Source organism: Pandoraea norimbergensis, from assembly GCF_001465545.3.
Taxonomy (GTDB): Bacteria; Pseudomonadota; Gammaproteobacteria; order Burkholderiales; family Burkholderiaceae; genus Pandoraea; species Pandoraea norimbergensis.
In genome coordinates this window covers 2850095-2863701 of the sequence record NZ_CP013480.3, presented here as the reverse complement: position 1 = coordinate 2863701, position 13607 = coordinate 2850095, and the positions used below count along the sequence as shown (strand labels likewise).

General features: G+C 65.3%; 3 protein-coding genes (1 of these 3 cut by a window edge). All 3 read right to left on the bottom strand.

Annotated features, from left to right (window positions below; all coding sequences use genetic code 11):
• Positions 1-19: 19 nt before the first annotated feature.
• Positions 20-2221: a TonB-dependent siderophore receptor gene (locus AT302_RS12425; protein WP_058378713.1), complete on the bottom strand. Its 2202-nt coding sequence runs from the start codon at positions 2219-2221 to the stop codon at positions 20-22.
• 297 nt (positions 2222-2518) lie between these two features.
• Positions 2519-5755, bottom strand: a complete 3237-nt coding sequence (locus AT302_RS12420; RefSeq protein ID WP_058378712.1) for a non-ribosomal peptide synthetase — start codon at positions 5753-5755, stop codon at positions 2519-2521.
• Between the two features lie 22 nt (positions 5756-5777).
• Positions 5778-13607, bottom strand: partial view of a non-ribosomal peptide synthetase gene (locus tag AT302_RS12415; protein ID WP_084656191.1) — the 3' portion only. The gene runs 20376 nt beyond the window's last position; 7830 of the gene's 28206 nt are visible here — the last part of the coding sequence; its start codon lies off the right edge, out of view; its stop codon occupies positions 5778-5780.

The window sequence follows — 13607 nt, the reverse complement described above, 5'->3', positions numbered from 1 at the left end:
CGATCGGTCGATCATTCGATCAATAGGCGGTTCGCAGCGTCAGCATTACGGTGCGCGGCTGGCCGCGTGCGTAAGCCGCAGCAAAGTAGTCGCGGTCGAACAGATTGTTCGCGTTGAGCGACAACGAGGTCTTCTTCGTGAACGCATAGCTGATCGACGCATCGACCACGGCATAGAAGCCCTGATTGGCGGTATAGCCGTTACGTGTCGTCGAGGTCTCGCTCACGGCAGTGACGCCCGCCCCCAAGGTGAGCCCATTCCAACTGCCCGGCAGGCGATAGCTCGTCCAGAGCTTGAAGATGTTGTGCGGTGAGATCGACGAGAACGGCGACGCGATCGTGTCGAAGCTGTTCGAGTCTTCCAACTGGCTGTTGTTGTACGTATAGCTGCCGAACAGTTTCCAGCCGGACAGCAACTCACCCGTGCCCGAAATTTCGAAACCCCGCGTGCGTGCCTTGCCCAGCGCCACGTAGTGCGATTGGGTCGGGTCGTTCGGGTCGATCATCGCCCGGTTGGACTGGTTGATCTGATAGACCGCAAACGCCGTCGTGAAGCGGCCGTCCATGAACTCGCCCTTGATCCCCGCTTCGTACTGGTCGCCTGTGATCGGCTTGATGAGCGTGCCCGAGGTCGTCAGCAAGTTGTCCTGCGGCTGGAAGATGCTCGTATAGCTGGTGTAGACCGACCACGTCTTGTTCAGGTCGTACACCAACCCCGCGTAGCCCGTGAACTTGCCGGCGTTGCCCAGCGAGTTGCCGTTCATGTTGAACACGTTGTACGTCGGATCGACCGCGAACTTCGACTGGTACCAGCTCACGCGCCCGCCGAGAATCAGGGTCAACTGATCGAGCAGCGAGAGACGCGTCTGCGCGTAGATGCCGTATTGCTTGGCATAGGTGTTGTTGCGGCTCACAGTGTCGGGTGTGCCCGGGAACACCGGCATCGGATACAGAATGTTCAGCAGGTTGACGTTGGAGACGTTGAACAGGTTGTCCGGGGTGCCGTAGTACTGCGACTGGTGCTCGACCATGCGCATGTAGTTGGCGCCGATGGTGGCCTGATGCGTGCGCCCGAACAGCGTGAACGGGCCGGTCGCGGACACGTCGATATTGGTCTTGCCCTCGCTCACCACGTTGTTTGTCGCGCTGATGTCGCCGGTGTACGTTGCCGGATCCCATGCGTTGAACTGGCTGGCTTGCAGCGTGGTCGAGCGCGAGTACACGTAATCGAACACGGCCTTGGCCGTCCAGCCGCCGCCGAGCTTCTGGTGCAATTCGGCAAAGAGGTCCGTGGTGCGGAACGTGTCACGGTTCCAGCCGGCGCCGTAGTAATGACCGCGCGGCAGATTGCCGTAGGTGCCGTTGGTGTAGATACCCCAGATCCACGGCTCGTTCGAGGTGTACTCGTTGTAGCTCGCTCCCACGCGCAGCAGCGTCGTGGACGTCAGGTCAGCTTCCAACGTGCCGTACAGCACTTTGTTGCGCGTGTTGGTGGTGTCCTGCACGCCATCGGCGCCGGTATAGGACACGACGGCGCGCCCACGCAGCGACCCTGCCGGGTTGAGCGGCCCACCCACGTCGATGGTGGCGCCGCTGTTACCGCGCGTGCCACCGCTGAGCGTCGCGCTAGCCTCGAATTCTTTCTGCGCATGCTTGCGCACAAGGTTGACCGCCCCGCCCGGCGCACCGAAGCCGTTGAGCAGACCCGACGGCCCGGTCAGCACTTCGACCCGGTCGTAGATCGCCAGACTCGGCTGGAACGTATCGGCGGTGACCGACATGCTGCTGTTCACGTAGGACGGCGTGCCATCCACGAGGAACGACGTGATCGGGAAGCCGCGTGCGTAGTACTGCACACGATCCGAGTCGCTTTGCAACGTGGTGATGCCCGGCGCGTACTGCATGGCGTCCTTGAGCGTCTGGAAGTTCTGTTCCTTGATTTGCTCTTGGGTGATCACCGACACGGATTGCGGGATTTCGCGCGCCGTCATCGGAATCTTCGAACCAACCGTCGTGGGCGGGTTCAGCGCTTCGGCCACCGCGTCGCGCTGGTCTTCCACGTTGGTCGCAGGCAGTGCCGCAACCGGTGCGGCCCCGGGCGCTGCTGCGGTGTCACCTGCGGCATTGTTCGCCGGTTGCGCCGCGCTGCTGCCCGGTGCAGTTTGAGACTGCGATTGCGACTGCGCCTGTGCCGCAGCGGCTTGCCCCAGAAGCAGCAACATAACCGCCAGACTTGTACGACTCGGTGTGAGTGCGCCCCTCCGTATTGTTTGGTACTGCCCGTGAATCGACTTCATGTGCAACCTTCCCCTTGACGTGTGGTGGCGCGCTCTCAGCGGCGCATGCTGCATCGGGATCAGGAGTTCCGCCCGACGTAAAAATAGAAGTGAAATAATAACCGTTCTCATTTGCATTCACAACGAAAACGGGCCGGACCTTCATGACAACGAAATGATTTCGGACTTCTCCCCCGGGGGCTGCCCCGGGGAATCTCACGGGTTGAGGGATTGCGCCGCCGTTCAGGTCGCCGCGCTACTCGCCTGACGGGCACGCGCCAGCCATGCCGCCTGGGCTTCGGGCGGCAACGCGTCGAACGCCAGCCGGGCCTGTGCTCGGCGAACGAGCCCATCGCCACCGTCCGCACGCGCATAGAGGGCGTCAGCCAGCCCACGAATCGTCGGCGTGGCGAAGACCTGCCCGGGCAACACTTCGATATGCAGCCCTTCGCCGATGCGGGCGACAAAGCGAATGACGGTCAGCGAATCACCGCCGAGCGCAAACAGGCTGCGCGTGACCCCGATGGGCGCGCGGCCCAGCAAATCTTCAAGCCGCTTGGCCAGCCAGATTTCGAGCGGCGTCTGGGGTGGTTCATCGACGGCGGCGCCCTCGCCGCCTTGCTCCGCAACGCTGGGGTCAGGCAAGGCCAGCCGATCGACCTTGCCGTTGGCCAGACGCGGCATCGTCGCCAGCGCCACGACAAACGCGGGAACCCATGCGCCGGGCAGTCGACCCGCCAGCGTCTCGCTGACGAGCTTTGGCGCATCGGTTACCCCCGGCGCCACCACATAGGCCGCGAGTAGCGTCTGTGGGCCGCTGCCCCATGTGCGTACGGCCACTTGTGCGATGCCCGGAATGTCGCGGCACGCAGCTTCGATTTCCGCAGGCTCCACGCGATGGCCACGGATCTTGACCTGTTCGTCGGCACGGCCAAGCCATTGAATCCCGCCTTGCGGCAACCACCGGGCGACGTCGCCGGTGCGGTAGAGCCGCGCCCCCGGCTTGAACGGGTCTTCCACAAACCCTTCCCGTGCGTCGCGACCAAGGTAACCGTCCGTCAACTGCGCGCCACCGAGATAGAGCATCCCGCGTGCGCCGACCGGCGTAATCGACAGGTCGTCGTCAAGCACACGTGCATAGCAGTTCGCGAGCGGCTGGGTCAAAGGCAGCGTGGCGCTGTCGTGATCGTGATCGGCAGGCGATTCATCACCGCAAACGTGGGTCAGCACACCGACGGTGGTCTCCGTCGGTCCGTAGTGATTGACGACGCGTACGTCCGCACGGATTTGCCGCAGCGCTCGAACCAGCGACTGCGGCGTCGCTTCGCCGCCGAGCACGACGGTGGCGGGCAACACGGGCGAGGCAATCTGCACCAGCGCGTCGAGATGCGACGGCGTGATCTTGACGAGATCGACCGCAGTGCGGGCGATGAATCGAGCGAAGGCGGCGCCGTCCGCCATATCGACTTCCGTAGCGACGACCAGACACGCCCCGGCGGCAATAGCACCGAACAGTGCCGTATTGCCGAGATCGGCCGCCACCGTCGAGGTCAGGGCGACGCGATGGCCGGGGGCGAGCGAGAGCCGGTCGGCGATCGCATGGGCGTAGTTCGCCAGTTGGCGATGCCCGATCGGCACGCCCTTCGGTACACCAGTCGATCCTGAAGTGAAGATCACATAGGCGCAATCTGACGCACGAGGCGCAGGCAACGTGGCGTCACCGATCATGGGCAGCGCCAGCGTCGCGAACGATACGACGGGCACTGGCACACCTTCCGTCTCGGGTTCGAACGGCGGCGCGGCGACCGCCAGCACAGGCTTGGCCTGCGACAGCACCGCGTGGATGCGGGCCGCCGGCCATGAGGGATCGAGCGGCACATAAGCAGCGCCTGCCCGCATCGTCGCCAGCAAGGCAATCACCATGTCTACGGTGCGCGGCATGGCGAGTGCCACGGTGTCGCCCGAGCGCACACCGCGAGCCTGAAGGTTGGCCGACACGGTCAATACCTCGCTCGCCAGTTCGGACCATGTGAGCCGCTTGTCCCCGCCTTCGATGGCATTGGCGCCGGGCGTCTCCTGCGCGTGACGCAGCAGCGTGTGAATCACCGTCTCGTCGGGCACGGTCAGTTCCGGCCCTGTCCAACTCATATAGCGTGACTGCTGAACGCTCGACGTGACATCGAGTTGCCGCCACGGCGCATCGGCTCGCGAGGTTTGTCCGGCCAGCGATGCGAGCATCGTCTGATACTGGTCGGCCAGCACCTCGATAGCCTCGGCGGGATAAGCCGTCGCGTCACCGGTCAGCGCGAATTGCGTGAGCGCGCCTCGTGTATCCGTCACCAGATCAAGGTGGCACTCGGCCTTGCCGAGCGGCGCGTGAACGCCAACCAAACGCGCCAACTCACCCGCCGAATCCCACACCAGCGTGCGCAACGAGGCGAGCCCGTGGCAAGTCACGCTGGCCGGCACCGTCTCCTGCCGATGACGATGTTCCTCGATGGTCTCGTTCAAGTGACAAGCCGCGTCCACCAGCGAAAACGTATCGTCTAGGCGAACGCGCACCGGCAGCCGACGCTCGAAAACACCGATCGACCCCGCGAGCGGTCCGTAGTCCGTGCGGCAGTCGTGGCACACCGTGCCGTCCACCGCCGTCTGGCCGCCGATGCGTGCGAGCAGTGCCCACCATGCGGCTTGCAACAACAATTCGGGGCCGGTGCCTCGCGCTTGCGCGATCGACACCAACGTGTGTCCGACCTCCTCCGGTACGGTGCGCCGTGCGGCATGCAATGGGGTGTCTTGAGACGCCGCGGCAGATGCCCCCGGGTGATGGCGTGCCGGCAGCCGTACGCCGTCGTGCGGCGTGCCGCCTTCATCCAGATAGCGGCGCCAGTAGGCCTGACCGTCAAGTCCATCCTCGCCCTCGACGAGGCTGTCTCGCCATGATGCGAAGTCTTCGTAGCGCAACGGCGCGTCGTCGTCCGTTGCCGCGTGTCCATGCGCATGTTGCGCATCGGCAAGGACTTCGTGCGCGAGCGCGACGAGACTGGCTTCGTCGAACATCCACGCGCGGCCCATCAGGATGAGCCGCGTGCCATTGCCCGTTGCCTCGGCGGCGGCATCGCAAGTGAGCCAGATGGCGCAGGCATTGGCGTGCTGCGATGCGGCTTGCGCAGGCATTGGCCCTGCCGCCACGGCCAGCGCAGCGACGTCTGCCGAGTTACCCGGCGCTTGAATCTGACTCCACGGCAGCCCCTTCGGAGGCGCATCCGGCAAATGGCGTACGCCCCGAAAGCCCTCGACCTGACCGGTAGCCATCGTCAGCATCTCGTGCCGTGCCGGAAGCGCGGCCCACGCGGCGCGCACCGCATCCGGCCCGAGCCCAGCGCCGGGTTCCACAACGACGGCCACGCAAGCCGTCTCCATGCCGAGCGCAATTCGTGCGCGTTGTTCCGGCGTCAGTGCGAATCCCGTATCTGTCATGGCTTGTGGTGTAGGGGTGGATTCATGCATGGTCATCACCCAGCGGCATCGAGATCGGCGGGTTGACGGTACTCGCCGCGCCGCTATCCACGTTCGTCGCGGGAACGCTGTCGCGCGACATCATCTGCGCCATCGCGACCACGATCTTGCGCGGCTCCTGATAAGGGTCGCGTGCGTGAGCGACGAGCAGGTTGTCGAGCATGACGACGTCACCCCGTTGCCAGTCGAAGCGGAACGCGCATGCCTCGTAGGCTTTGCCGATCAGCGCCATCGTCTCGTCGTCGATGGGGGTGCCATCGCCATACAGGACGTTGCGCGGCAACCGGTCTTCCCCGGCAATGTCCATCAGATGCTGACGCACGTCCGGCGCGAGGAAGTACGGGTGATGCAGTTGCACTTGATTGAAGAACGCCAGTTCGCCGGTGACCGGATGCCGCAGCACACCCGGGCCGCGCGAGACCGTCTGCAACGTGTCGCCAAACCAGCGCACCTGTGTGCCGACGGCGCGGCAGCGGGCTTCGACGTCTTCCCGGCTGTCGGTATGGAAGAACTGACGCCACGGCACGTCCAGCCCTTCGATGAACGTGCGCACGTAGCACAGGCCGAGCCGCGCGAAGCGATCTACAACGTCAGGCGGCAACCGGCGCAGCATCTCGCGGCCGTCGACGATCGGTGTCGCGCCGCCCACCTGCGAGGGCAACTCGCAATAGAACCACTGCTTGCGGGGCCATTGCTCAAGGTGCGAGCTCTCGTTATGGAAAAGGATCATTTCCTTCTCAGGGTAAGGCGTCGACCGATACGTCCGGTCCCCCTCTTCCTTCTTGGGCAGATCGCCGTAGTCGCCGTAAAGCTCGGGCACGATGGCTTCGACGAAGCGCTCGAACTGGCGCGGTCCCTCGATGGCGAAGCCGCGCAGCAGCAGACCGCCGTGGCGGGCCAGCCAGATATCGATCTGCTCGCGATGCCGCGCCGCCCACACAAACGGGTCGAGGTCTGCATGCTGCGGTTCGATCAAGGCAGGAAAGCCCGTGCCTGCCTGCATCGGCGTGATGCGGACTTGATAGTCCTGCGTGGTGCCATTGCCGGTGTTGCCGAGGGCAGCACCCGCCACTGGACGGGCGGGCTTGCGTCCACCGCCCAGTGCGCCGAGTTTTTCGAGCTTCGCGGCGCGCGCGGCGTCACGCGTGCGTGCGGCGTCTTGTGCCAGCGGCGGGGTCATCGGAGGCGTCGGGGGTGTCGGGGTATCGGGTTCCATGAGATAGGTCTCCAGAAGCTTGAGCCAGGTGGCGACAAAGCGTTCGATGCTGGCGTGCACGAACAGATCAGTCGCAAACACCCATTCGCCGGCAAAGCCGAGCGGGGTTTCATGCAGAAATAGCGCCATGTCGAATTTCGACGACGCGCTCGCTTGCTTGATCGGGTCGATGTGCAGACCGTCAATGGCGAGCGCGCCGCGTGGCGTGTTCTGCATGACAAAGAGGGTTTGGACGAGCGGACTGCGCCCTGATGCACGGCCCACGCCCGACGCCTCGACGATGCGCTCGAACGGCAGCGCTTCGTGGGCGATGGCGCCGAGCATTGCGTCATGCGTCCTGCCCGTGAGTGCACCGAACGAGGGTTCACGGGCATCGACACGTGAGCGCACCGGCAGCACGTTCACGAAGAAGCCGAGCATGGGTTCGAGCGCTTCATCGTGACGGCCAGCCGAATCCACCCCGACGACGAGATCATCCATGCCGGTCAACCGGTGCAGGAACGCCTGATAGCTGGCGAGCAGCACGGTCGATGGTGTCGTGCCGTGATGTTGGGCGAACGCTTGCAGCGGTGCGTTGAGCGATTGCGGGAGGACGAACGGCACACCCGCGCCTGCGGTCGATGTCGCCACCGGACGCGGGTGATCCGTGTCCAGACGCAACGCAGCGGGCGCACCTTGCAAGGCATCGCGCCAGTAGTTGCGCAACACCTCACCGGACGCACCATCCACAGCCTTGCGTTGCCAGTCGGCGTAGTCCACGTATTGCACTGGCATCGGCGCGAACGCCGGCGCCACGCCGTCGCGAATGGCCGCATAGGCGTTCGCGAACTCGCCGACGAGCACGCTCATGGCCCAACCGTCCGCGATGATGTGATGCACGGCGAACAGCACGACGTGATCGTTCTGCGCCAACCGCAGCAGCCGAATGCGGGCCAGCGGTCCCGAGGCAAGAATGAACCGGTGCCGCGACTGGGCGGCCATCGCGTCAGCAATGGCAATTTCCTGCGCGTCTGCCGACTCCCCGTCCAGATCGACAACCTCGATATCCGCCTCACCCATCGGCGCAATGCGCGCATACGGCACGCCGTCGTCATCCGGATAGCACGTGCGAAGCACTTCATGACGCGCGACGAGCGCGGCCATCGCCGCCCGGGCGGTGTCCACGTCGAAATTGCCCGTGACCCGCATGGCGGTCGCCAGCGTGTACGACGCAGCGTCGTCAGGGCTGGCCAGCTTGTCGGCCAGCCACAGGCGGTATTGCGTCGGCGAGAGCGGCATGCGCTCTTCGCGCGGCACGCTGACCAGCGCAGGCCCATCAACCGCAACGCGAGGCGCCAATTCGAGTTGCTGCGCCAGCGCTGTGAGCGTCGGTGCAGCAAAGACATCGCGCAACGACAACTGGCGGCCCAGTGCCGACTTCACACGCGAAACCAGTTGCAGCGCGCTCAGGGAGTGTCCGCCGAGCGCGAAAAAGTTGTCGTCGCGGCCCACGAACGGCACATCGAGCAGCGACTGCCACAGCGCGGCGAGCGCGGTTTCGGTGTCCCCCCTCGGGATCGCTGCCATCGTGACAGATTGCGACGCATCGCCCGACGGCATCACCAGCGCGCGACGGTCGACCTTTCCGCCCGGTGTCATGGGCAACGCATCGAGCACCACGATGGCTTCCGGCACCATGTATGCAGGCAAGGTTCGGGCCAGTGCCGGGCGCAATACCGAGGCTTCCAGTGAGGCACCCGCCTCTGCCACTACCCACGCGACCAGCCGGTTGCCCTCACCGGACGTGGCTTGCACGGCAGACGCCACGGCTTCCCGCACACCGGCGAGCGCCAGCAGCGCCGCTTCCACTTCGCCCAGTTCGATACGCAGGCCGCGAATCTTGACCTGTTGATCGATACGGCCGAGATAGTCGAGTTGCCCGTCGGCGCGCCAGCGCACAAGATCGCCAGTGCGATAGCAGCGGCCGCCATCGGTGCGCTCGGGGTCCGGCACAAAGCGCTCTGCCGTCAGCGCCGGTCGGCCAAGATAGCCGCGCGCCAGAAGATCGCCGCCGATGACCAGTTCACCCACTGCACCTTGTGGCACCGCGGCCATGTCGGGGCCGACCACCTGCACGCTGCGTCCGGGCAACGGCCGTCCGATCGGCACCGTGCCCGGGAACGTCGCGGCGGTGACATCGGTCACCGCGGTGGCGTCATACACCGTCGCAGTAATCGTCGCTTCGGTCGGCCCGTAGGTGTTGATCAACGTTACCGGTGCGAGCGCGGCGCTTGCTTGCGTGCGCCGCCAGCCGTGTGCCGACATCGCCTCGCCGCCCGCGTGGAATTCCCGCAGCGGTGCCAGCGACGTTTTGCTGTCGGCCAGATCTTGCGTGAGCACGTGCCAATAGGCCGTCGGCAAGTGCGCCACAGTCAGCCCATGACGAGCCACGCGTGCCACGAACTCGTCGGTCGTCCACAAATCGGGGCCACGCATGACGACGGTCGCACCCAGACAGAGCGGCGGGAATAGCTGCTCGACGAAGCCGTCGAAGTTGACGGTCGAGAACTGAAGGACGCGGTCTGACGGCGTCAGACGCGCATAGCGGATGGTCGCGTCGATATGCCCGGCGAGCGCCGCGTGAGCAATGCCCACGCCCTTCGGTTGCCCCGTCGACCCTGACGTATAGATCACGTACGCCAGTTGCGCCGGCAACACCGGTGTCGCCGGTGCGGTGGTTGCACCAGTGCCGGATTGCAGATCCAGCGAATCGGCATTAAGTGTGTTCACACCCGGCACTTGTGCGAGTTGCGGCAGCTTGCCGATGACCGCCGTGTCTCTCACCAGCACCCGGATGCCACTGTCCTCGATCATGTAGGTCAGACGCGTCAGCGGATAGTCCGGGTCGAGCGGCACGTAGGCGGCGCCCGCCTTGAGGATCGCCAGCATGGCAACCACCATGTCGAGCGAACGGGTCATGGCAATACCGACACACGTGTCAGGGGTCACGCCCGCCGCGTGCAGATGCCGCGCAAGACGGCAGGCGCGAGCGTCCAGTTCGGCATAGGTCAGGCTGTCGTCGTCTAGCACGAGCGCAATGGCCGTCGGCGTGCGAGCCGCCTGCGCGGCAATCGCGACGTGCACGGCCATCGGCCTGACCTCACCGGTGGCCGTGCTTTCACCCTGCCCCCAAGCCCGCAGCCGTTCGACTTCGGCCTTGTCGGCGAGCGTAATCTCGCCGATGGTCTGCCCGGACGACGTCGCCAACGCCGTCAGCACGGCCACGTAATGCGTCATGAAGCGCGCCACCGTGGCTTCGTCAAACAATTCCCGGGCGTATTGGCAACTGCCGTCGATGACACCGTCCGGTGTGCTGCGCAGGTTCAGCGTGAGATCGAACTGTGCCGCTTGGTCGACCGCGTCAAAGCGCTCGGTGGTCAGGCCGGGCAGCGACGACAGCGCGCGGCGGTCTTCCTGCTCGAAATTGAACATCACCTGAAATAGCGGCGAATGCACGAGGCTGCGCTCGGGCTGCAAGGCTTCGACAAGGACATCGAATGGCAATTCGCGATGCTGCTGCGCCCCGCTCACACGCTCGCGAGTCTGACGCAGCAATGCGTCGAGGGTCATGCGCGGCGCGATCGTGACGCCGAGCACCTGCGTGTTGATGAACAGTCCGATGAGGCCCTGTACCTCCGCCCGATCACGGTTCGCGACCGGCACGCCGACGCGAATCGCCTGCTGCCCGGTGTGGCGATGCAGCACCGCTTGAAACGCCGCGAGGAGCACCGTGAACACTGTCGTTTCGTACTGACGGGCCAACGCCCCGAGTTGTGTGGCTAATGCAGGCGGCAACGCGATCGGGAGCCGCGCGGCGCGATAGCGGCCGAGGGCCTGACGCGCACGGTCTGTGGGCAGCGCCAGCGTCTGCGCACCGTCATTGAGCGCCTCTCGCCAGTACGCCAGTTGACGTTCCTTCTCAGCGTCGTTCAGCACAGTGCGCTGCCACGATGCATAGTCGGCGTACTGCACCGGCAACGCGCGCCATTCAGGCGACTCGCCGCTAATCGCTGCCCGGTAACCGATGGCGAACTCGTCGAGGATGACGTCCACCGACCATCCATCCGAGACGATGTGATGCATCGCCACCACCAGCAGGTGGTCGTCCGTCCCGAGCGTGACGAGCCCGACACGCAAGAGCGGCCCCTGTGTGAGATCGAACGGCTGCGCCATGAATGCGGCCGCCCATGAGCGGGCTTGTGCCGGGGCATGCGTGTCGCGCACGATGGCTACCGGCGTCGCCGGGTGGACAAGCTGGCGCACGTCACCATCGGCGTCCTGCGAGAACGTCGTCCGCAAGCTCTCATGTCGCGCCACGATGGCGTCGAACGTCGCCTGAAGCGCACCAATATCGAGCTTGCCACGCACACGCACGCTATCGGCAATGTGATACGCGCTGCTTTGCAGATCGAGGTGCCAGAGTATCCACATGCGCCGTTGGGCGTGCGACGCCGGCAGGTGTGACCGGTCGATGAGCGGCAGCATCGGCGACGCCGTCGTGTGGCATGCGCTGCCGGTCTGTTGCCCCTGCGCCGACACCACTGATGTGGCAAGTGCCGCGACCGTCTGCGACTCGAACATCTGGCGTGGGGAAAGTGCGATCCCACGGTTGGCCGCCCGTGCCACGATCTTCAGAATCTGGATCGAGTCGCCGCCGAGCGCAAAGAAATTGTCGTGACGGCCTACGCGTACAACGCTGGCCGTGTCGCGACGGCCCTCCGACAGCACCTCATGCCAAAGATCGGCCAGCGACTGTTCGAGTGCCGTTTGCGGGGCTTCGAACGCTTGCTTCGCGAACGTCGGCACCGGCAGTGCATGACGATCAAGCTTGCCGTTCGGCAACTGTGGCAGCGCGTCGAGCACCATCAATGCGGATGGCACCATGTAGTCCGGCAGCACGGCGCCGAGGGCGAGTCGCAGCGACGCCGCATCGGGCTCACTGCCCGTGTGGTCGCTGGCGAGCGTGACATAGCCCACGAGACGCGTCGCGCCATCGACGTCCCGCGCCAACACAACCGCTTGACCGACGCTGGGTTGTGCGAGCAATGCCGCTTCAATTTCGCCCGGTTCGATACGGAAGCCGCGAATCTTGATCTGATGATCGGTACGGCCAAGGTATTCAAGCTGGCCACCGGCACGCCAGCGCACCCGGTCGCCGGTGCGGTACAGCCGTCCTCCGCTGCCCCCGAACGGATCGGGCACGAAGCGCTCGGCCGTCAGGTCCGGGCGATTCAGATAGCCGCGCGCGAGCAAGTCGCCACCGATCAGCAGCTCGCCGATTGCACCTGCGGGTACAAGCTGGAAGTCCGCATCGACCACATACAACGAGCGTTGGCCCAGCGGCACGCCGATCGGCACCAAGGCGGGCAACGCATCAACGTCGGCAGCGGTCGCGTCGAACAACGTTGCCGTCACAGCGGCTTCGGTCGGCCCGTAGGTGTTCAACAACCGCACGCCGCCGAAGGCACGGCTGGCGCGCCATTGCCGCAACGTCTCCAGCGGCATCGCCTCGCCCATGGCATGCACCTCGCGCAGACCGGCAAGGGCTTCGCCATCGCCCAGTTCGCGCGTGATCATCTGCCAGTACGCCGTCGGCAGGTCGGCCACCGTAATGCCGTGCTGTTCGACCTGCTCACGGAACTCCGCAGCGCTCCATACGGCGGGTCCGCGCAGGACGACCGTGCCGCCGACGCAAAGCGACGGCAATAGTTGTTCCACGAACGGATCGAAATTGATGGTCGAGAACTGGAGCACGCGGTCGGCGGCACTGATGCCTGCGAAGCGGGCCGACACGTCGACGTGACGTGCAAGCACGCCATGCGATATGGCGACGCCCTTCGGTTTGCCGGTCGACCCCGATGTGTGGATCACGTACGCCAACTGTGCCGGATGGACGCGCACGTCCGGTGCGCACACATTGCCGTCGTCGCCCTGATCGAGCGCCAGCGTGTCGACGCAGAGGACCGGCAATGCCACGTTCGCCGGTAACCGGTCGAGCACGTTCGCATGGGCCAGAATGGCGGCCAGTCCGCTGTCCGACACGATATCGGCCAGCCGCGCCTGGGGGTAATCCGGATCGAGCGGCACGTAAGCCGCCCCCGCCTTGAACACGGCCAGCACCGCCACGACGAGATCGAGCGAGCGTCGCATTGCGATGCCGACCCGCACCTCCCCGGTTGCGGTGCACACGCCGCGCAAGTGCTGGGCAAGCCGGTTGGCGCGTAACGCCAGCTCGCCATAGGTGAGCCGGGTGTCGTCCAGAATCACCGCGATGGCGTCGGGTGTTGCTGCCGCCTGACGGGCAATCGTCTCGTGCACCGGTGAAGCGCAGGCCGGGCCTTCGTCGTTGCGCCCCCACGCCAGCAAAGCGTCGAGCCCTTGTACGTCGTGCAGGGCAATATCACCGATCGCCCGGTCCGGTGTCTCGGCGAATCCCGACAGAAGGCGCACGTATTGCGCGGCCAACTGCTCCGCCGTTTCGGCGTCGAACAATTCGCGCACATAGTCGAGATCGGCGCGGATTGCCCCCTCCGGCGTTTCACTCGTCGTCAAGGACAG